Origin of the sequence: Bacillus sp. HMA207 (genome assembly GCF_003402455.1) — a bacterium.
Classification (GTDB): domain Bacteria; phylum Bacillota; class Bacilli; order Bacillales; family Bacillaceae_G; genus Bacillus_A; species Bacillus_A cereus.
This window is the reverse complement of the sequence record NZ_BEZT01000003.1, coordinates 24,658-45,277: the sequence shown is the minus strand read 5'-3', so window position 1 is coordinate 45,277 and position 20,620 is coordinate 24,658. Positions and strand designations below refer to the sequence as shown.

Sequence of the window (20,620 nt, the reverse complement as noted above, 5' to 3'; positions counted from 1 at the left end):
ACATTAAATGGGTTTACAAAGTGAAAAGGGGGGATTTATATGATGAATCAAAATCAAGGATTAAAAAGAGAATTGAAAAGCAGGCACATATTTATGATTGCACTTGGAGGCGTTATTGGTACCGGTCTTTTTTTAGGATCTGGGTATACAATTCATGAAGCTGGGCCTGGAGGAGCGATTGTAGCATATCTTGTTGGAGGATTTGTTATGTATTTAACGATGCTCTGTCTTGGAGAGTTAGCTGTTGCAATGCCTGACGCAGGATCTTATCAAACGTATGCTACGAAGCATATTTCCCCTGCAGCGGGTTATGTAGTTGGATGGATGTCATGGTTAAACTGGTCAGCTACGATAGGGATTGAACTAATTGCAGTTAGTATTTTAATGAAGCGATGGTTTCCAGATGTACCTTCATGGATTTGGTGCGTAGTGTTTGCGTTACTCCTCTTTGCTATTAATGCGTTATCTTCAAGAAGTTTTGCGGAAGTTGAATTTTGGTTTGCAAGTATTAAAGTAATTACGATCATTGCATTTATTATTTTGGGCGGGGCAGCAATGTTTGGTTTTCTAGATATGAAAGGAAATGAACCAGCACCGATGTTCTCTAGTTTTACTGATTATGGTGGATTGTTCCCAAATGGATTATCAGCTATTTTAATTACGATGATTGCAGTTAATTTTTCTTTCCAAGGAACGGAACTAGTCGGTATTGCAGCAGGTGAGAGTGAAAATCCAGAGAAAACAATCCCGAAGGCAATTAACAATACAGTTTGGCGTATACTTGTTTTCTTTGTACTATCTATTTTTATTCTTGCTGGACTATTCCCTTGGCAACAAGCAGGAGTAATAGAAAGTCCATTTGTAGTTGTATTTGATAAAATTGGTATTCCTTATGCAGCAGATATTATAAATTTTGTTATCATTACAGCGGTTCTATCCGTTGCGAATTCAGGATTATATGCAACTTCTCGTATGCTATGGTCTATGTCTAATCAAGGAATGATTAGTCCGATTTTTGGTAAGTTATCTAAAAACGGTGTTCCTATTTATGCATTGATTGTAAGTACAATTGTAGGTTGCCTTTCATTACTATCAGGTATTTATGCGGAAGATACAGTTTATTTATGGCTACTTTCTATTGCTGGGTTCGGGGCGATATTAGTTTGGGCATCTATTGCTCTATCTAACTTATTAGCTAGGAGGTCATACATAAAGCAGGGCGGGGATGTGAAAGAATTGAAATTTAAAACACCTCTGTATCCATTCGTACCACTGCTTGCACTAGTATTAAATGTAACAGTAATTATTGGTATGGCCTTTATTCCAGAGCAAAGAATGGCATTGTATTGCGGAATTCCATTTATGATTGTTTGTTTACTGTTTTACCGTGCGACAAGAAATAAGGCACGTAAAGTAGAACATATTGAAAAGACAAATACGACGGAAGTAGAGAGCTTCTAATATGAATTAATTTGGAGACTGTAAGATTTGTAAACAGTCTCTTTTTTTGTGAAAATAAAGTTGGAAACATACTACGTATGTAAAGGGGAATTAGCGATGAATAAAAAAGTTTCACAGCTATTAGAGCAGATTGATTTACGAAAAGATGAGTTACTAGAGCTTACAAAGAATTTAATTCGTTTTGAAACACCAGCACCGCCGGCGAGAAATACAAATGAGGCACAACAATTTGTTGCAGAGTTTCTAAGAGAACAAAATTTTAGTGTTGATAAATGGGATGTATATCCTAATGATCCGAACGTTGTTGGTGTGAAAAAAGGGGCAAAAAGTGACTCATATAAAAGTCTTATTATTAATGGACATATGGATGTAGCTGAAGTATCGGCAGATGAGGCGTGGGAAACAAATCCGTTTGAGCCATTTATAAAAGATAGTTGGTTAGTTGGACGTGGTGCAGCTGATATGAAAGGGGGACTAGCTGGAGCGCTATTTGCTATTCAGCTATTACAAGAAGCTGGTATTGAATTACCTGGAGATTTAATCTTTCAATCCGTAATTGGAGAAGAAGTTGGAGAAGCTGGTACACTTCAATGCTGCAAAAGAGGTTATGATGCTGATTTTGCAGTCGTAGTGGATACGAGTAATTTACATATGCAAGGACAGGGCGGCGTAATTACTGGCTGGATTACTGTGAAAAGCCCTCAAACGTTTCATGATGCAACGCGTAGGCAAATGATTCATGCTGGAGGACGTTTATTTGGAGCGAGTGCAATTGAAAAAATGATGAAAATTGTGCAAAGTTTACAAGAATTAGAGCGTCATTGGGCAGTTATGAAAACATATGAAGGCTATCCGTCTGGAACAACAACAATTAATCCAGCTGTTATTGAGGGTGGAAGACATGCAGCTTTTATTGCGGATGAGTGCCGGTTATGGATAACAGTGCACTTTTATCCGAATGAAACACATGAACAAATAATAAAAGAAATTGAAGAGTATATCGGTAAAGTAGCAGCTGCCGATCCATGGCTAAGTGAAAATCCACCACAATTTAAGTGGGGCGGAGAATCAATGATTGTGGATCGTGGCGAAATTTTCCCTTCTTTAGAAATAGATAGTGAACATACAGCTGTAAAAACGCTTAGCTCAGTACATGAATCAATTCTTTCTAAAAACGCAATTTTAGATATGTCTGCAACGGTAACGGATGGTGGTTGGTTTAGTGAATTTCATATTCCGGCTGTTATTTACGGACCAGGCACATTAGAGGAAGCTCATTCAATAAATGAGAAAGTAGAAGTAGAGCAGTTAATTGAATTTACAAAAGTAATAACAGCATTTATATATGAATGGTGTCATATGAAAAAATAGATTAGTATGTTGAAATCGTACAGGTATGTATACTTGTACGATTTTTTAGTGAACTATTTCAGAGTTAAATAGAAACAACTGAAATAGTTCTTTATTTTTCTATGTCTTTCGTTTTAGTTCCATTAATTTCTCTTTTGCTAATTCAACAGCAATCGCATCATCTAAATAGCCAATTGGAAAGAGATAGTCGGGAATAATATCTGTCGATAAAATGAAATACAGTAATGCGCCACCAAGAACTGCACGCTCTTCTTTTGGAATCGTTTCATTGCAAAATTGTTGATACATATCTGTTAATTGTTCAATGAAAGGGCCAGCACTATCAATTTGTTCTAACTTGCTCGCGAAACTTTCATGAATGCGCTTTTCACCTTCTGTTGTTTGAGCATATCGTTCATAGTTTTCAAGTTCTTGTTTTACGCGGGTTGTTGTGTAGTCGAAATCGAATAAGTTAGAGGATTGCAGAGTTTGCTGAATTGTATCAAGAGATGTGTACATATCCGTCTTTTCTTTATTAATGTGAGGAGAATCAGGATACATTTCATCAAATAACAATTGGGGTGGAACTTGCAGACATTCTGCGAATTTTTGTAGGTGTTTTTGTTTTGGCGGTTGTTTACCATTCATAATTCTTGAGATTGTTGCGGGATCAATATTTGTAAGCATTCCGAGTTGGCGCATAGATAAGGCACGTTCTTTTAAAAGTTTTTTTATTAATCTACTAAGCCGCTCATTTGGATTTTCTTTAGGCATAGCGAAGGCACTCCTTTTTATTGTTGAAAAAATGTTGAGCATTTATTACATGTATATGAAACAGACAGGCACAGTTGCTCAACATTTTCATAAGATGCATGGAAAAGTGAGGAAAAGGGGTGGCTATTTATGAGTACGGCAGGTCTATTTTCAATTTTTTTAATCGGGATTGCTTCTAATTTAGATAATGCAGGTGTTGGGATTGCATATGGCATTCGTAAAATTAGAATTTCGTGGTTCAACAATTTTATCATCGCATTTTTTGGGTTTTTATTTACTTTATTAGCTGGATTTTTTGGGAACTGGATCGCGTTATTTATTTCAGAGTTTACAGCAAACCTGATTGGAGCAATCGTTTTAGGGATAATCGGGGTGTTTATTTTGTGCCAGCCTTTCTTGGGGCAAAGAAATACCGTAGGCTCTAAAGATGGTAATGTACTTATGGGAATTTTACGTGATCCAGAAAAAGCAGATTTTGATGGTTCTAAAACAATTAGTTTTTCAGAAGCAATTGTATTAGGGATTGCGTTGTCTATTAATAATATTGCAGGTGGATTTGATGCTGGGATAACAAATTTGAACCTTTGGCTTACAGCAACTATTTCAGGGGTGTTTAGTTTTATTTGTATTAGTGGCTTTGCGTATGTAGGGAAACGATTTTTAGCAGAATACTTAGGAAAGTGGGCGACAGTTATCGCAGGAGTGTTATTAATTCTTATTGGGATTGATCAGTTGTTGTAAGGAGAGTAGAAAACAAGGTTCGAGTATTTCCTTGGAAATACAGCAAGGGATTGCATATATCGACGTACTTTTCTCCATACTAATACGGATTTCTTTTAAGAAAGGGGGATTTGTATGGGACGCGGGAAAGCATTTGATCATAAGAAAAAAGGGCATGATCATCAACCACCTAAAGGTGCGTTCATTCATAAAGATGTAAATGAACATACTTTGGAAGAGGAAGAGCTACCAGTAAATATTGAGGCGTATAAAAATAGTTTAAAAAAACATTAAAAGCACCTACATAGGTGCTTTTTTACCGTATATCTTCAATTAATTGTTCCGATTCTTCATGCATACTGTACTCACTTAATACTTGAATGCAAAGCCATTTTAATTCCTCAATCGTATGCTCAAGTTCTTCAGGAAGCACGTGATAAATGTCTTCAAGTCCCATCCCGAAATGAATAAGTTCAAGTACTTGATCATCGATGTTCCGATCCATTAATAATTCAAGTACTTCTAAATTGAATATGTATCGGTGAGCTTCGTCGAGTGAAACAACTTTTAACTTCAAGCTTTCTACAATACTCAATATAAAAAGAAGGATTGTTTTTTCAAGAACAGGTTGTTTTCCCATTTGAAATATTAGTTTCATCTTTCACACCTCCACATATAGCGCTAGGTTGTACTATATTATTCAGGAGGGGGGAACAAATATGCATGATATAGAGAAACTTTCAGCACTGTTTTTATAAGAAGATTGATAACTCACAAAATTGAGGTTTTGGCGAAATAAAAAATCCTGCTAGTATAGCAGGATAACTCGCGATTAAAAAATGCTCCAACCTTCTTGAGCAGAAAGAAGTTCAAGAATTTTAAAACCAGCAATACTATTTCCGTTTGCATCTAAAGCTGGTCCGAAAATACCGATTCCCATGTCTCCTTTTACGCAGCCAAAAATACCACCGGCTACACCGCTTTTTGCAGGAATACCAACACGAATTGCAAATTCACCAGATTCGTTATACATACCACATGTGACCATAAATGTTTTGCAAATTTTTGTAATATGTTTAGGGATGATTTGTTTCTTTTTATATGGATCATATCCATCCATTGCAAAAATTAAGCCGATACGTGCTAAATCGATGCAGTTTACTTCAACTGCGCATTGACGAGTATATAAATCCATAAGTTCTTCAATATCACAATCGATAATTCCGTTTTGTTTCATATAATAACAAAGTGAACGGTTTAGATAAGCTGTCTCTAGTTCTGAATCGGCAACTTTAGAGGAATAATTAATAGTAGGATTATCTGTTATTTCACGTACAAAGTGAAGAATACGTTCCATTTTTTCCTCGTTATCTTTTCCTGCTAACATGCTTGTAATAGCTAATGCTCCTGCATTTATCATTGGATTAAGGGGTTTGGACGGACTTGTCGTTTCTAACTTAATAATAGAATTAAATGGGTCACCCGTTGGTTCCATTCCAACTTTAGAAAATACATATTCTTCACCACGGTCTAAAAGGGCAAGGGCAAGTGTAATTACTTTGGAAATACTTTGAAGAGTAAATAGTGTTTGTGAGTTGCCTGCATGGATATATTCTGTTTCTTTATGGAAAATGGCAATCCCTAAATCGTCTGGATTTGCATTTCCTAGTTCGGGGATATAAGTAGCAAGTTTGCCTTTTTTCGTATATGGTTTTACTTGTTCTAACAACTGTTGTAAGTTGTTTGTTTCAATGCACTGCATAGTACCAACGCTCCTATTTTGAATTAACTAAGTTTACTTTTCCCGATATGCTCGGAAATAAATAATAACATGAAAAAGTGGAATGATAAAACGAAAGTTCAATGTGATATAATAGGTCTTTCGTTTCGAGTATTCTGTATTTTAAAAAGGAGAATTTTCCTTTTATATAACAGTTTGGAAATAGGAGATTTATCCATAAAAAGTTCAGAAATAAAAACTACACATCTATACAACTATATGTTATTATGGTTATGTAATAGAAAGCGTTTTCTAAAGCGTACTTATAATGATAACGATTTCATAAATTTAATTAGGGGGAATTAAAATGTTGCAGTTTTTACAACGTATTGGTAAAGCGTTAATGCTTCCGATCGCAGTACTACCAGCAGCAGGATTATTGCTTCGTTTAGGGCAACCAGATGTATTTGATATTCCTGTTATGGCACAGGCCGGCGCAGCAGTTTTTGATAACTTAGCACTTATTTTTGCAATTGGTATTGCAATCGGTCTTTCAGTGGATGGTAGTGGTGCAGCAGGTCTTGCAGGTGCAATTGGTTATCTTGTTATGAAAAATAGTATTGATGCACTTAGCAAAGGGTATTCAACTGCTGAATTACAAGGTAAATTAGGTAAAGTCCAAGATTTAATAGGTAATAGCGCAAATGTAGATCCATCTAAGCTTGCAGATACAATGACACAAGTATCTAAGGCTGCTGAATTATCGACTAAAGTAGATATGAAAGTTTTAGGTGGTATTATTGTTGGTGTTATAGCAGGACTTCTTTATAATAAATTCCATAAGATTAAACTTCCAGAATGGTTAGGTTTCTTTGCTGGAAAACGTTTCGTTCCAATTGTTACATCAGTTGTGATGCTGATATTAGGAATTCTATTTGCACAAATTTGGCCAACAATTCAAAATGGTATTGATGCATTAGCTCATGGAATTGTTAATTTAGGTGCAATTGGTTCAGGATTATTTGGTTTATTAAACCGTTTATTAATCCCAATTGGTTTACACCACGTAATGAACACATACTTCTGGTTTGTATTTGGGGACTTTACAAATGCAGCAGGTAATGTTGTTAATGGTGATATTGCTCGTTTCCTTGCAGGTGACAAAACAGCAGGTATGTTTATGACTGGTTTCTTCCCAGTTATGATGTTCGGTTTACCAGCAGCATGTTTCGCAATGATTGCAGCTGCTAAACCAGAAAAGCGTAAAGCAGTTACTGGTATGTTAGCTGGTCTAGCATTAACTTCATTCTTAACTGGTATTACAGAGCCTATTGAATTCTCATTCATGTTCTTATCACCAGTATTATATGGTATTCATGCTGTACTAACAGGTCTTTCTTTATTCATTACAACATCACTTGGCATTCATGATGGTTTCTCATTTAGTGCCGGTGCAATCGATTATGCTTTAAACTTCGGTATTGCAACAAAACCAGTCTTACTAGCAGGTATCGGTTTAATTTACGCAGCAATTTATTTCATAGTATTCTATTTCTTAATTAAGAAGTTCGATTTAAAAACTCCTGGTCGTGAAGATGACGATGAGTTAGTTGAAGATGGTGATGCACCAGTTGCAGGTTCAATTGGTGAAACTTACGTAGCAGCTTTAGGCGGAAAAGAAAACTTAACAGTTATTGATAACTGTGCAACACGTCTACGCTTACAAGTAAAAGATGCTGGTCAAGTAAATGAAGCAGCATTAAAACGTGCTGGTGCAAAAGGTGTTATGAAATTAAGTAATACAAGTGTACAAGTTATCGTAGGTACAAATGTTGAATCTGTTGCCGATGATATGAAAAAACACGTATAAATAATGAGATAAGAGGATGTCCAAAAAGATTGATAACATCAATTTTTTAGAGGATATCCTCTTTTTTTTTGTTAATAATTTAACGGGAATCTTACTTTTGTAAATTTTCTTTTTCTTTTTTGTACATATAGGTTGGTAATATGTGCAGTGCGTGATAAAGTAGGGATGATATAGAATGGATTATCCATAATCTACTAAAACGAATCTTTAGTAGAGGAATTAAATTATTGGTGAGTAAGGGGAAAAAAGCAATTATGGATCAGGAAAAAAATAATGCGAATGGGAAAGCACATCGGCCGATTGTATACATAAAAAGAACAATCATTCTCGTCTTACTATTATCACTTGTATATTTCATGTATACAAAAATTGTTGCGCATAATAAGAAAGAAGAAACTTTAAAAGCGGCAGCAGAAATGAAGAAACAAGAAGAGTTAAAAAAGAAAGAAGAAAAAAAGAAACAAGAAGTACAGAAGCAAAAACAAAAAGAGCAGGAAGAACAAATGAAGCAAGCGCAAGCAGCGGAGAAACCTGCTGAAGGGCCACCTCAAGAAATTAATGAAAACGCTCAATTGGACCAGTATTTACAAAACGCAGGATTTAGCGGGACAGCTGTTATTGTGAAGAACGGAAAAGTTCTTCTGAATAAAGGGTATGGTATGGCAAATAAAGAGCAGCAAGTACCGAATAATTCAGAGACGACTTTTTATATTGGTTCTATTTCAAAGGCGTTTGTAGCAACTGCTATTATGCAATTGAAAGATCAAAATAAATTACAAGTAGAAGATACTGTTGCGAAGTATATTCCAGATTTTCCACAAGGTAATAATATTCAGCTAAAACATCTATTAACACATACATCAGGGATTCCCGAATATGAGCAGGGAAAAGAAGATATTTCTCATGAAGAACTGATAAAGCGGATAGGAAATCAAAAGCGTATTGGTGGTCCAGGAGAGAAGTGGAAGTATTCTGATTCGAACTACTCTATACTTGCTTATATTGCAGAGAAGGTAAGTGGGCAGTCACTCGAAGAATATATTAAACAACATATTTTTGCCACTGCCGGTATGAAACATTCTGGCTTTGGCACAGCGTTAGAACAAACAAGATTCCCATCAACGGGTTATAAAATAGTAAATAATAATATGACAACACCTAATATTCCAAGCATGTCACAACTATATGGTTGTGGTGATATATACACAAGTGCGCATGATTTATATTTATTTAACGAAGCACTATTCTCTGGAAAATTAATTTCAAAAGAGAGTTACGATCAAATGTTTACGGGTGGAAAAAAGGATTACGGGTTTGGATGGTACGTAGACCCAGGAAGCTATTCGAATCATGGTGTAATGCCAGGTTGGAATTGCTTAAACGGATTTAGTAAAAATGGTAGTGTATATGTTGTTTTATTATCTAACATTCAAAATAATATTAAATCATTTGGTAAAGTGAATAATGACATTTATTCGATATTGCGGAATATTGAAGTGTAAGAAACTATCCTGTTGGATAGTTTTTTTTATGCTCTGAAACAAATATTTCTTTTAGAAAATGTATGTCTTACCTATCACAAAAACATCCATTTTGTATACATTAAGATGTATGGATGTAAAATTTTATAATCTAAAAATAATAGGAGGAGAAGTGTATGTGTCTGTTCAGAAAATATTGGCATAAATTATCAAGATTGTTTAATAGACAATTAGATTATTTTTTAGATAATAAGTTATTGCCTGCTGTGGAAAGACTTTTATTTTCACAAAACTTCGCGAGATTTATTCAAAGAAACTCTAAGCAAGCTACGGAAGAAGTTATTGAATCAAGTAGATTTCAATCTATTATTTGTAACATTTTAAAAGAATGCAATACATCACCTTTTAAAGAAATTGCAAAGCAGTATCTAGGTAAAAACGTAGAAATTACGGTGACAGTTGGACAATTAACAGGTGTTATTGTAGCAGTTGGTGATGACTTCTTAACATTGCAAGAAGGAATAGGAACTGAAGTTTTATTACCATTTACAAGTATTATATCAATTAAAGAAGCGTAAGAAAGGAGAGTTATATATGTTATTTACTGATGAATTACGTAACCATGTTGGAGAACTAGTGCAAGTTGTGACAGCTGTAGAAATCATTGTAGGCGTTCTTTTATCTGTGACGGATGGGGCAGTAATTGTTCGTACTTCTCCTTCTTATGGACCACCAGAAGATGTAGTTGTGCGTATTCCTATTATTGCTTATGTTCGCTTGGAAGGGTAAGAGTGATACAAGTATGAGAGTGTCAGTTGTTATTCCAGTGCATAATGAAGCAAGTACTTTATCAAAAGTTTTAGTAGAGGTAAGAAAGCTCGAACCATATGAAGTTATCATAGTAGATAATGGATCGACAGATGGGACGAAGGAAATAGCATTACAGCATAATTGCCGTGTGATTTATTATAGATATTCTCTTGGTAATGATGTGGGACGGGCAATTGGTGCTAGAGAAGCAAAAGGCGAGATTGTTTTGTTTTTAGATGGTGATATCGTCATGAAAAGTGAAGAATTATACAATTTTATTAAAGGAATACGACAAGGACATGAGATTGTTTTAAATAATTTAACATGGTCCGTTTACTTGAAGATGAGACCGCATTATACGACGGTTGGAAAATATATGTTAAATCGTTATTTGAACAAGAAAGAGTTTGTTGTAGGATCTTTAATTGCAATACCACATGCGATAAGTCGTAAAGTGATTGAAAAACTGGGGTGGTGGAATTTAGCAGATCCAGCATTATTTCAAGCGATGGCGATGTCTAGAGGAGTAGATATTTCTGATATGGCTTCAGTTGATGTCATCTACACAAATAAAGTTCGTCCTGTGCATACTGGTACATCACCTGGCTCTCCTTATCCGAAAGCGACTAGTCGTATTATGGGTGATCATTTGCGAGCTTTACAATACGTAATCGAAACATATGGTAAACGCGGTGGTTTTTCAGAGGACAATAGAGATAGAGAGTTTGTAGGAAAGTATAAACCAGTTTTATTACAAAAGAATAAAGCGAAATATAGTGCCATTATCCCAGTATCAGAAGAGAAAATGACCATAAGGTCTGTTATAAAAGAAGTGAAAGAAGCAGGTGTAGATGAAATTATAGTTGTCGCGAATGGAGCAGATGTTGAGACTGTTAAACAGGCAAAGCTAGAGAATGTTATTGTTGTTGAATTTACGAAGGCGCTTGGACATAATGTAGCACGAGCAATAGGTGCCATGCATGCTACGGCAGATATTTGTTTATTCGTTGATAGTGATCTTGTTATTCCAGCAAAAAAACTCACTCTATTTTTACATGCTGTTGAAGATGGAAATGACGTGGTGTTAAATGATTTACAATGCTTATTAGATATGTTTCATCCAGCAGATCCAATTAGTATGGGAAAATACTTTGTGAATTTGATAGCGAAACGACCAGATTTATGGAATAACTCACTAACTGCTGTACCACATGCCATTCATAAGAAGGTAATAGAGAAAATAGGATATGATTCCCTTATCATTCCGCCATTAGCACAAGTGAAAGCTATTTTAGAAGGATTCTCTATTACAACAGTAGAGTTAGTAGATGTTATAAAAACAAATCGAGTACGTCCAGAGCAACACGAATTTGTAAATGGGCGTATTTCAGCGTTTGATCGTATTTTCGGTGATCAACTTGAAGCGGTTGCGTATTTATTACAATGTACGGACGAACGTGGTGGTTTTACAGATGGAGATAGAGATAGAGATGTAATTCAACAATTGAGAAGGGAAGAAGAGAATACAAATGAATAGTAGTAAAGTAGCTATTATTGGGCTAGGGTATGTTGGCCTTCCTTTAGCGGTACATTTTGCAGAAAGAGGGCATACAGTACTTGGATTAGATAAAGATATTAGAAAAATAGACTCAATTATAAAAGGAGAAAGTTATATTCCGGATGTTTCTTCTAAAGAGTTACAAAGTTTATTGACGAAAAAAAAATTAACAGTAAATACACCGGATCAAGGCATTGCTGATTTTCAAAATAGTGATTATGTTATTGTCACTGTCCCGACTCCAATTAATGAACAAAGAGAACCAGACTTAAGTGCCCTCATTTCAGCTTCGCATTATATACAACAAAACCTTCAAAAAGGACAAACCTTCATTTTTGAAAGCTCCACATATCCAGGCACACTTGAAGAAGTCATCCTACCTATTATTTCTCAAAATGGTAAAAAGGTAGGGGAAGATTTCTATATCGGATATTCCCCTGAGAGAATTGATCCAGCAAATAGTCAATATTCAGTTCAAGCTATTCCAAAAGTTATTAGTGGACAAACAGAAAAGTGTAAACAAAAGGTACAGGATTTATATAGTACCATTTTTGACGAAGTTGTACCTGTTAGCTCTCCGAAAGTAGCAGAGATGTGCAAGCTATTTGAAAATATTCAGCGCTTAGTTAACATTTCTTTAGTAAATGAACTAAACACACTATGTGAAAGTTTAGGCATTGATTTTTATGAGGCCATTGAAGCGGCATCTACAAAACCATTTGGGTTTACTCCGTATTGGCCAGGGCCAGGGATAGGGGGACACTGTATTCCCGTAGACCCTTTATATTTTCAATGGAGAATAAAAAAGAATGGAGCAATTAGTCAATTAATTGAGGCTGCACATATAATTAATGAAGAAATGCCAGAGAAAATGGTCCGGAAAGTAAAAAGTGTGGTGCAATTACCTGCAACGGTGTTAATTGTAGGGATTGCGTATAAAAAAGATGTAAATGATTTGAGAGAATCACCAGCGTTACCGATTATTCAATTATTAAGAAATCAAGGATACGAGATAGAATATCATGATCCTTATATTTCTTCCGCGGAAATTGGAGATAAGGTGTACCAATCTGTTTCTTTAGATGAAGAAAAAGTTAAAAAAGCGGATTGTATTTTAATTTTAACGGATCATTCTAATATTGATTGGAAGCTTTTTAAAGGAATAGACCGAGTAATAGATACACGCGGGATTGTAAAGAAGGTGAGTAAATGAGTAAGAAATGTTTAATTACAGGTGGAGCCGGATTTATCGGGTCACATTTAGCTGAAGAGTTGATGAGAAGAGGTTATGAGGTCACTGTTGTGGATAACTTTTATAAAGGTAAAAATAAGTACCATAAAGAGTTAATGAAAGAAATCCGTGTTATTCCAATAAGTGTTTTAGATAAAAATTCTATTTATGAATTAGTAGATCAGCATGATGTCGTGTTTCATTTAGCAGCAATTTTAGGTGTGAAAACAACAATGGAAAAAAGTATAGAGCTCATAGAAACGAATTTTGATGGGACGAGAAATATTTTACAAGCAGCGCTAAAAGGAAAGAAGAAAGTAGTTTTTGCTTCTACTTCAGAAGTATATGGTAAGGCCAAGCCGCCTTTCTCTGAAGAGGGAGATCGATTGTACGGGGCAACTTCTAAAATTCGTTGGAGTTATGCGGTTTGTAAAACGTTAGAAGAAACATTATGTTTAGGATACGCATTAGAAGGCTTACCGGTAACGATTGTTCGATATTTTAATATTTATGGTCCAAGAGCGAAAGATGGTCCGTATGCAGGAGTAATTCCGCGATTTATCCGTGCGGCACTGCAAGGAGAAGACATTCTCGTATATGGAGATGGAAAGCAGACACGTTGTTTTACGTATGTGAGTGATGCGGTAGAAGCAACAATTCGGGCAATGGATGAGAAGGTAAATGGTGAGATTATTAATATAGGTTCTGAGAATGAACAGAGTATAAAAGAAGTAGCAGAAGTAATTAAAAAATTAACGAATTCTTCTTCGAAGATTGTACAAGTGCCTTTTGAAGAAGTATATCCTCATGGTTTTGAAGAAATTCCAAATAGAAGACCAGATGTAACAAAATTAAAAGAGCTTGTTCAATTTCAGGCGAAAGTAACGTGGGAAAACGGATTGAAGGAAACAATTAAGTGGTTTCGTGAACAAAACAATGGCTAAGTCATTATCTGTTATTATTCCTGCATGTAATGAGGTCGATACGATTTCAGACGTTATTCAATCGGTAAGACCATTAAATCCAGTAGAAATCATTGTAGTAGCAAACGGTTGTAATGATGGAACAGAAGATGTTGCAGATCGTTTAGGGTGTAAAGTAATCAAGCATACAGAGCTACTAGGGAACGATGTTGGACGTGCAGTCGGCGCAAAACATGCGATAGGTGATGTATTACTATTTATAGATGGTGATTTTGCTATTCCAACTTCAAAATTAAAATTATTCCTTAATCCGATTTTATACGATCAGGCAGATGTAGTTTTAAATAATTTGGATGCATTATTTTTAAAAAGGCAAAAAACCACTTCTATTACAGTATGGCGCCAAATATTAAATGCAATGTTAGAGCGTGAAGAATTAAAAATGAATTCTTTATTAGATGTACCTCATGCGCTGACGAAAGAAGTCGTTCAAAGCATCGGATATGAATGTTTTGTTAATCCTATTGTGGCTCATTTACACCTAGTTCAAAGTAAATGGAGAATTAGTCGTCATTGTGCCATTGACGTTATTACGCCGAATAAATTTCGTCCATTCCAGCATGCTGCATATGGGCCAAATCTTTCCCAATCTGAAAAAAGAATGATAGGTGATCATATAGAAGCAGTAGCAGAACGGATATTAAGCAGTGATGAGCGCGGAGGATATTATGATGGAAATAGGAAAAGGGATAGTGTCTATCATACTTTAAGTTTTGAAGAGTTTTATCAAGGGTGGGGTGTTACATCTGATTTGTATAAAGGAAAGCAACTATCGGTTGTTATTCCCGTACAAGATGAAGAGAAAACAATTGGAAACGTTATAGAAGAGCTTCGCAAAATTGAACCTTTCGAAATTATCGTTGTCGTAAATGGTTCGTCAGATAAAACGAAAAAAATTGCAAAAGACAAAGGGGCAACGACAATTGTATATAAAGAAGCACTCGGAAATGATGTGGGGCGCTCACTTGGAACGTATTTTGCAAAAGGAGAAATTGTGTTATTTATAGATGGCGATTTTGTTATTCCAGCGAGTGAGCTGTATCCTTTTGCGAAAGCTATTGCAGATGGAACAGATGTTGCATTAAATGATCTAAATCATTATTTAGATTTAAGAGTACCGCTTCATCTTGTAACTGCATTTAAATATGCATTAAATTTAGCTTGTGATAGAAAAGATCTAGGCGTAGGCTCTCTTATCGCTGTACCGAATGCGTTTAGCCGTAAGTGTTTGAAAGAAATTGGGTATAGATCTTTACTGGCGCCGTGTGTAGCCCAAGTGAAAGCTATTCTTTCAGGATTTGAAGTTGCATGTGTAAGTCGTGTTGAGGTCGATAAGATGAACCGTATTCGTCCCAGTGAACATTTTGCTAAAATAGGTCATCCACCAGCTGTACTTCGAATTATAGGTGATCATATAGAAGGACTAGATCAAATAATTGCATTAACAGACAATCGTGGCGGATTCTATGATGGCAATAGAAAAAGAGATGTTTTATAGAAGTAACAAAAAAAGTGTACAACATGTGTACACTTTTTTGTTCTGTTATAAAAACTATAACAGATTAGGAGATAAGAGTATTACAGCTCTACAATGGGTATTGTTCTTATATTACAAAATAGGACTCGTATATAAGGATACCAAAAAAATACAATTAAGGAAAGGGTTAATTTTAAAGACTTTTAAATGAAGTTAACACTATATATATAGTAGTTTGCTCAATATTTCACAAACATGTCACAACTATTTCGTTCACTTTCGTAAAAAAGTAGTATTCTAAGTGTGTAAGCTGTTATATAAAAAATCTTAGTCCTGTACTAATCAAAAATGGAGGAGATTAGGATGACTCAAGTATTAGAAAATGTTAAAAACGCATGGGAAAACTTTAAAGGTGAAAAATGGAAAGCAGAGATTGATGTTCGCGATTTCATTTTAAATAATGTAAACGTTTTCGAAGGGGACGAATCTTTCTTAGCAGAAGCAACTGAAGCAACGAAAAAACTTTGGGATCAAGTAATGGATTTAACAACGAAAGAACGTGAAAACGGTGGCGTTCTTGATATGGATACAAAAATTGTTTCTTCTATTACATCACATGACCCAGGATACTTAAATAAAGATATTGAAAAAGTAGTCGGTTTCCAAACTGATAAACCATTTAAACGTTCTTTACAACCATATGGTGGTATTCGTATGGCAGAACAAGCTTGTGAATCTTATGGATACGAAATGGATAAAGAACTTAGTCGTATTTTTAGAGAGTGGAGAAAAACTCATAACCAAGGTGTATTTGATGCATACACACCAGAAATGAGAAATGCACGTAAATCAGGTGTTATTACTGGTCTTCCAGATGCATACGGACGTGGACGTATTATCGGTGACTATCGCCGAGTAGCGTTATATGGTATTGATCATTTAATTGAAGCGAAAAAAGCTGATTTGAATTTAACTGGTGGTGTAATGAGCGAAGATACGATGCGTTTACGCGAAGAGTTATCTGAGCAAATGCGTGCACTTCAAGAGTTAAAAGAAATGGCTGCTTCTCATGGCTTCGATATTTCTAAGCCAGCAACAAATGCACAAGAAGCATTCCAATGGTTATACTTCGCATACCTTGCAGCGATTAAAGAGCAAAACGGGGCTGCAATGAGTCTTGGACGTACTTCTACATTCTTAGATATTTACATTGAAAGAGATTTAGCAAATGGTACTTTAACAGAAGAAGAAGTACAAGAAATTGTAGATCACTTCATTATGAAATTACGTCTTGTGAAATTCGCAAGAACACCTGATTATAATGAATTATTCTCTGGTGACCCAACTTGGGTAACTGAATCTATCGGTGGTATGGCATTAGATGGTCGTCCATTAGTAACAAAGAACTCATTCCGTTTCTTGCATACATTAGATAATTTAGGACCAGCTCCAGAACCAAACTTAACTGTTCTTTGGTCTAAACAATTACCAGAGAACTTTAAAAACTACTGTGCGAAAATGTCTATTAAAACATCAGCAATTCAATATGAAAATGATGACATTATGCGTCCTGAATACGGCGATGATTACGGTATTGCATGTTGCGTATCTGCAATGAGAATCGGTAAACAAATGCAGTTCTTCGGAGCTCGTGCAAACTTAGCGAAAGCATTATTATATGCGATTAACGGTGGTAAAGATGAAAAGTCAAAAGCACAAGTTGGTCCTGAGTACGCACCAATTACTTCTGAAGTATTAAATTATGAAGAAGTTATGCATAAGTTTGATATGACAATGGAATGGTTAGCGGGTCTATATTTAAACACATTAAATGTTATCCATTACATGCATGATAAATATAGCTATGAACGTATTGAAATGGCACTTCATGATACAAACGTTCTTCGTACAATGGCAACAGGTATCGCTGGTCTATCTGTAGTAGCAGATTCATTAAGTGCAATTAAATACGCAAAAGTAAAACCAATTCGTGATGAAAATGGTATTGCAGTTGACTTCGAGATTGAAGGAGATTTCCCTAAATACGGTAACAATGATGATCGTGTAGATGAGATTGCTGTAAATCTTGTAAAAACATTTATGAATAAACTTCGTAAACATAAAACATACAGAAATTCTGTTCATACAATGTCAATCTTAACAATCACATCTAATGTTGTATACGGTAAGAAAACTGGTAATACTCCAGATGGCCGCCGTACTGGAGAACCATTTGCACCAGGTGCGAACCCAATGCATGGACGTGATACAAAAGGTGCATTAGCTTCATTATTATCTGTGGCTAAATTACCATATGAAGATGCACAAGATGGTATTTCTAATACGTTCTCTATTATTCCGAAAGCACTTGGTAAAGAAGATGATGTACAAGTACGTAACTTAGTATCAATGCTTGATGGTTATGCAGTAAAAGAAGGGCACCACTTAAATATTAACGTATTTAACCGTGAAACATTAATGGATGCAATGGAACATCCTGAGAAGTATCCACAATTAACAATTCGTGTATCTGGTTATGCTGTAAACTTTATTAAATTAACTCGTGAACAACAAATTGATGTAATTAACCGTACAATGCATGAAAGCATGTAAATGAAAAAAGTGTCCCTTCGCTCTTAATATATAGCGAAGGGAGGCTGTTTCAATAAAGGAGGAAGTAACATGGTAAAAGGAAGAATACATTCTGTAGAGTCTTGTGGTACTGTTGATGGCCCAGGGATTCGTTATGTCATATTTACACAAGGGTGTTTATTACGTTGTCAATATTGTCATAATGCTGATACGTGGGAAATTGGTAAAGGTAAAGAAATAACAGTTGAAGAAGTGATGCAGGATGTGACATGTTACCTTCCATTTATTGAAGCTTCCGGAGGCGGTATAACAGTTAGCGGTGGAGAGCCATTATTACAGCTAGACTTTTTAATTGAGTTGTTTAAAAAGTGTAAAGCGGCTGGTATCCATACAACAATCGACTCTTCTGGTGGTTGTTATTCTGAGGAACCAGAATTCCAAAATAAGCTAGATATTTTAATGGATTATACAGATTTAGTTTTATTGGATCTGAAACATATCGATTCCAAAAAGCATCGTAAATTAACAGGGAAACCAAATGAACATATTTTACAATTTACTCGTTATTTATCGGATAAGAATAAACCAATTTGGGTACGACACGTATTAGTTCCTGGTGTTACGGATAATGAAGAGGATCTACAAAAACTATCTAGCTTTATTCAAAGTCTGTCTAATGTTCAAAAAGTTGAAGTGTTACCATATCATAAGCTTGGTGTATATAAATGGGAGGCGCTTGGACACAAGTATCCACTCGCAAATGTAGAACCACCTACTGAGAAAAATGTAGAACATGCTAAATATATTTTACAAGCGGTCTAATCCAAATATTGGATTAGGCTTTTTGCTTTCTTTACAATAAAATCTAGAGTATATATTGATAAAAGAGTATACTGAAAGTAGAATATCCATAATTTTGTACGGAATAAATGGAGAAATTTACATAATTGTAAAGGGAAATCAAAATAGTAAAAAGAATTAAGAAGTAAAAGAGTGAGTATCATGGAATAGAGAACATTTGTAAGTTATTGCGAAAGCTCTTATAGGAAAGTATAATGTAAAGATATGAGCACAGATAGGATTAAGGGGTCAATCTTATATGCTTTGCATATCCACGACAGGTACATAGCTGAAAGGGAATTATTAGAATCTGTTTATGTAATTTTTAAGGAAAATGTTTTTCCTATTGTCGTATATGCAATATGGAGAAACAAAAAGCTAGGAGTGGATTTGTTTGATAAAAAACCCCAAGGTTTTAATATTAACTGCACATTACGGTAATGGTCATGTGCAAGTAGCAAAAACATTAGAACAAACATTTCGCCAAAAAGGAATTGAAGATGTTATTGTATGCGACTTGTTTGGAGAATCACATCCATTTATAACTGACATTACAAAATATCTATATTTAAAAAGTTATACAATAGGAAAAGAATTATATCGTTTGTTTTATTACGGGGTAGAAAAAATTTATGATAAGAAAATAGCATCTTGGTATGCGAACTTTGGAAGAAAACGTTTGAAAACACTATTACAGGTGGAGAAACCAGATATTGTAATTAATACATTTCCAATTATCGCTGTACCAGAATTGAAGAAACAAACAGGTATTTCAATTCCTGTCTATAACGTATTAACGGATTTTTGCGTGCACAAAATATGGATTCATCGAGAAGTAGATCGTTATTTTGTTGCAACGGATCATGTGAAAGAATTGATGGTTGATATCGGTGTACCTGCGGAACAAATTGTTGAAACAGGAATTCCAATTCGGAGTAGTTTTGAGTTAAAGGTAAATCCGGAAATCATATATACTAAATATCAGTTATGTAAGAATAAAAAGATTTTACTAATTGTAGCAGGTGCTCATGGGGTATTAGGAAATGTAAAAGAACTATGCCAATCATTTATGTCAGTGCCTAATTTACAAATAGTTGTCGTTTGTGGGAAAAATGAAGCTTTAAAACAGGATTTATTAAGTTTACAGAAGCAAAATTCCGATGCATTAAAAGTGTTTGGGTATGTTGAAAATATTGATGAATTATTCCGTGTTACTTCTTGTATGATTACGAAGCCAGGCGGAATAACATTAAGTGAAGCAGCAGCGTTGCAAGTACCTGTCATTTTATATAAGCCTGTTCCAGGACAAGAAAATGAAAATGCGATGTACTTTGAAAGAAAGGGAGCAGCAGTTGTCATTCGCGATGATAGTGAGGTTTTTGCAAAAACAGAGGCATTATTACAAGATGATGTGAAGCTTCTTCAAATGAAAGAAGCAATGAAAAGCATCTATCTTCCAGAGCCAGCTGGTCATATTGTAGATGCAATTTTGGCAGAAAATCATGCAGAACCGCGTCATATACCTATTAAATCACCTGCTCTTGCACAATCTTTTACTTAATATGAAACCCTCTTTGTATATGTAAAGAGGGTTCTTTATTATTTTCAAAGAAAATTCAGCCAGTTATCCACAAAAGGATTACGCTTTCATTAAACAGTAAAGTCGGAATATTAACAACTATATCCACATTGTCCACAATTTTTAGAAAAATATCCACAATTAAAACAGCTGATATATGCTTTAATATAGAAA

19 protein-coding genes and 1 pseudogene are annotated in these 20,620 nt (G+C 35.1%); 17 read left to right on the top strand and 3 right to left on the bottom strand.

The annotated features are described in order from the left end of the window. Positions 1-39: 39 nt before the first annotated feature. Together HMAS_RS23785 and HMAS_RS23780 are read left to right on the top strand one after the other, a co-directional pair. Positions 40-1,461: an amino acid permease gene (locus HMAS_RS23785; RefSeq protein ID WP_000981860.1), complete on the top strand. Its 1,422-nt coding sequence runs from the start codon at positions 40-42 to the stop codon at positions 1,459-1,461. 48 nt (positions 1,462-1,509) lie between these two features. Next, complete coding sequence (locus HMAS_RS23780) at positions 1,510-2,832, top strand: acetylornithine deacetylase (protein ID WP_116345064.1); 1,323 nt, start codon at positions 1,510-1,512, stop codon at positions 2,830-2,832. 99 nt (positions 2,833-2,931) lie between these two features. Here the strand turns inward: HMAS_RS23780 and HMAS_RS23775 are convergent, their stop codons facing one another. After that, positions 2,932-3,585: a helix-turn-helix domain-containing protein gene (locus tag HMAS_RS23775; RefSeq protein WP_001123718.1), complete on the bottom strand. Its 654-nt coding sequence runs from the start codon at positions 3,583-3,585 to the stop codon at positions 2,932-2,934. 129 nt (positions 3,586-3,714) lie between these two features. On the opposite strand from HMAS_RS23775, the gene ytaF reads away from it, so the two are divergent. Both ytaF and HMAS_RS27835 read left to right on the top strand, forming a co-directional pair. Then, a complete protein-coding gene (gene ytaF, locus HMAS_RS23770; protein ID WP_000100724.1) occupies positions 3,715-4,326 on the top strand; it encodes a sporulation membrane protein YtaF in 612 nt (203 codons plus the stop codon). A 114-nt stretch (positions 4,327-4,440) separates the two neighbouring features. Beyond that, positions 4,441-4,599: a hypothetical protein gene (locus HMAS_RS27835; protein ID WP_000532409.1), complete on the top strand. Its 159-nt coding sequence runs from the start codon at positions 4,441-4,443 to the stop codon at positions 4,597-4,599. A 22-nt stretch (positions 4,600-4,621) separates the two neighbouring features. Here the strand turns inward: HMAS_RS27835 and HMAS_RS23765 are convergent, their stop codons facing one another. Then, on the bottom strand, positions 4,622-4,963 hold the full coding sequence (locus HMAS_RS23765) for a DUF3969 family protein (RefSeq protein WP_000766604.1): 342 nt from the start codon (positions 4,961-4,963) through the stop codon (positions 4,622-4,624). Positions 4,964-5,137: 174 nt separating this feature from the next. Further along, entirely contained in the window at positions 5,138-6,067 is a 930-nt protein-coding gene (gene glsA / locus HMAS_RS23760; RefSeq protein WP_001149850.1) for a glutaminase A, read from the bottom strand. A gap of 69 nt (positions 6,068-6,136) precedes the next feature. Here glsA and HMAS_RS28370 point away from each other — a divergent pair. From HMAS_RS28370 to HMAS_RS23695, 13 genes and pseudogenes are all read left to right on the top strand, one after another. After that, positions 6,137-6,251, top strand: a pseudogene (locus HMAS_RS28370) (transcriptional regulator). A gap of 141 nt (positions 6,252-6,392) precedes the next feature. Beyond that, positions 6,393-7,895 (top strand): N-acetylglucosamine-specific PTS transporter subunit IIBC, encoded by a 1,503-nt coding sequence (nagE, locus tag HMAS_RS23750; protein WP_000938900.1) that lies wholly within the window; start codon positions 6,393-6,395, stop codon positions 7,893-7,895. Positions 7,896-8,149: 254 nt separating this feature from the next. Next, positions 8,150-9,397: a serine hydrolase domain-containing protein gene (locus HMAS_RS23745; protein WP_033691709.1), complete on the top strand. Its 1,248-nt coding sequence runs from the start codon at positions 8,150-8,152 to the stop codon at positions 9,395-9,397. A gap of 155 nt (positions 9,398-9,552) precedes the next feature. Next, positions 9,553-9,954 (top strand): hypothetical protein, encoded by a 402-nt coding sequence (locus tag HMAS_RS23740; RefSeq protein WP_000335531.1) that lies wholly within the window; start codon positions 9,553-9,555, stop codon positions 9,952-9,954. A 16-nt stretch (positions 9,955-9,970) separates the two neighbouring features. Further along, complete coding sequence (locus HMAS_RS23735) at positions 9,971-10,165, top strand: hypothetical protein (RefSeq protein ID WP_000899470.1); 195 nt, start codon at positions 9,971-9,973, stop codon at positions 10,163-10,165. A 13-nt stretch (positions 10,166-10,178) separates the two neighbouring features. Then, positions 10,179-11,723, top strand: a complete 1,545-nt coding sequence (locus HMAS_RS23730) for a glycosyltransferase family 2 protein (RefSeq protein WP_001266468.1) — start codon at positions 10,179-10,181, stop codon at positions 11,721-11,723. Beyond that, the gene (locus HMAS_RS23725; RefSeq protein ID WP_001088924.1) at positions 11,716-12,957 is read left to right on the top strand and encodes a nucleotide sugar dehydrogenase; all 1,242 of its coding nucleotides are present in this window, start codon (positions 11,716-11,718) and stop codon (positions 12,955-12,957) included. The genes HMAS_RS23730 and HMAS_RS23725 overlap by 8 nt, the downstream gene beginning before the upstream one ends. Beyond that, entirely contained in the window at positions 12,954-13,919 is a 966-nt protein-coding gene (locus HMAS_RS23720; RefSeq protein ID WP_000037018.1) for an NAD-dependent epimerase/dehydratase family protein, read from the top strand. The genes HMAS_RS23725 and HMAS_RS23720 overlap by 4 nt, the downstream gene beginning before the upstream one ends. Then, positions 13,912-15,456 carry a glycosyltransferase family 2 protein gene (locus tag HMAS_RS23715; RefSeq protein ID WP_006916162.1) on the top strand — a complete coding sequence of 515 codons (1,545 nt, stop codon included), beginning with the start codon at positions 13,912-13,914 and terminating at the stop codon, positions 15,454-15,456. Before HMAS_RS23720 ends, HMAS_RS23715 begins: the two co-directional genes overlap by 8 nt. Next, on the top strand, positions 15,425-15,646 hold the full coding sequence (locus HMAS_RS23710) for a hypothetical protein (RefSeq protein WP_002094217.1): 222 nt from the start codon (positions 15,425-15,427) through the stop codon (positions 15,644-15,646). The genes HMAS_RS23715 and HMAS_RS23710 overlap by 32 nt, the downstream gene beginning before the upstream one ends. A 152-nt stretch (positions 15,647-15,798) precedes the next feature. Next, on the top strand, positions 15,799-18,048 hold the full coding sequence (pflB, locus tag HMAS_RS23705) for a formate C-acetyltransferase (protein WP_033695425.1): 2,250 nt from the start codon (positions 15,799-15,801) through the stop codon (positions 18,046-18,048). 69 nt (positions 18,049-18,117) lie between these two features. After that, entirely contained in the window at positions 18,118-18,849 is a 732-nt protein-coding gene (gene pflA / locus HMAS_RS23700; protein ID WP_070179125.1) for a pyruvate formate-lyase-activating protein, read from the top strand. A 412-nt stretch (positions 18,850-19,261) separates the two neighbouring features. After that, positions 19,262-20,428, top strand: coding sequence for a diglucosyl diacylglycerol synthase (locus HMAS_RS23695; RefSeq protein ID WP_000594690.1), 1,167 nt, complete (start codon positions 19,262-19,264; stop codon positions 20,426-20,428). Positions 20,429-20,620 lie beyond the last annotated feature (192 nt).

Bases quoted from the DNA above. Each gene is read 5' to 3' on its own strand.
- HMAS_RS23785 (WP_000981860.1), top strand. From the start codon at position 40: ATGATGAATCAAAATCAAGGATTAAAAAGAGAATTGAAAAGCAGGCAC.
- HMAS_RS23775 (WP_001123718.1), bottom strand. From the start codon at position 3,585: ATGCCTAAAGAAAATCCAAATGAGCGGCTTAGTAGATTAATAAAAAAA.
- ytaF (WP_000100724.1), top strand. From the start codon at position 3,715: ATGAGTACGGCAGGTCTATTTTCAATTTTTTTAATCGGGATTGCTTCT.
- HMAS_RS27835 (WP_000532409.1), top strand. From the start codon at position 4,441: ATGGGACGCGGGAAAGCATTTGATCATAAGAAAAAAGGGCATGATCAT.
- HMAS_RS23765 (WP_000766604.1), bottom strand. From the start codon at position 4,963: ATGAAACTAATATTTCAAATGGGAAAACAACCTGTTCTTGAAAAAACA.
- glsA (WP_001149850.1), bottom strand. From the start codon at position 6,067: ATGCAGTGCATTGAAACAAACAACTTACAACAGTTGTTAGAACAAGTA.
- nagE (WP_000938900.1), top strand. From the start codon at position 6,393: ATGTTGCAGTTTTTACAACGTATTGGTAAAGCGTTAATGCTTCCGATC.
- HMAS_RS23745 (WP_033691709.1), top strand. From the start codon at position 8,150: ATGGATCAGGAAAAAAATAATGCGAATGGGAAAGCACATCGGCCGATT.
- HMAS_RS23740 (WP_000335531.1), top strand. From the start codon at position 9,553: ATGTGTCTGTTCAGAAAATATTGGCATAAATTATCAAGATTGTTTAAT.
- HMAS_RS23735 (WP_000899470.1), top strand. From the start codon at position 9,971: ATGTTATTTACTGATGAATTACGTAACCATGTTGGAGAACTAGTGCAA.
- HMAS_RS23730 (WP_001266468.1), top strand. From the start codon at position 10,179: ATGAGAGTGTCAGTTGTTATTCCAGTGCATAATGAAGCAAGTACTTTA.
- HMAS_RS23725 (WP_001088924.1), top strand. From the start codon at position 11,716: ATGAATAGTAGTAAAGTAGCTATTATTGGGCTAGGGTATGTTGGCCTT.
- HMAS_RS23720 (WP_000037018.1), top strand. From the start codon at position 12,954: ATGAGTAAGAAATGTTTAATTACAGGTGGAGCCGGATTTATCGGGTCA.
- HMAS_RS23715 (WP_006916162.1), top strand. From the start codon at position 13,912: ATGGCTAAGTCATTATCTGTTATTATTCCTGCATGTAATGAGGTCGAT.
- HMAS_RS23710 (WP_002094217.1), top strand. From the start codon at position 15,425: ATGATGGCAATAGAAAAAGAGATGTTTTATAGAAGTAACAAAAAAAGT.
- pflB (WP_033695425.1), top strand. From the start codon at position 15,799: ATGACTCAAGTATTAGAAAATGTTAAAAACGCATGGGAAAACTTTAAA.
- pflA (WP_070179125.1), top strand. From the start codon at position 18,118: ATGGTAAAAGGAAGAATACATTCTGTAGAGTCTTGTGGTACTGTTGAT.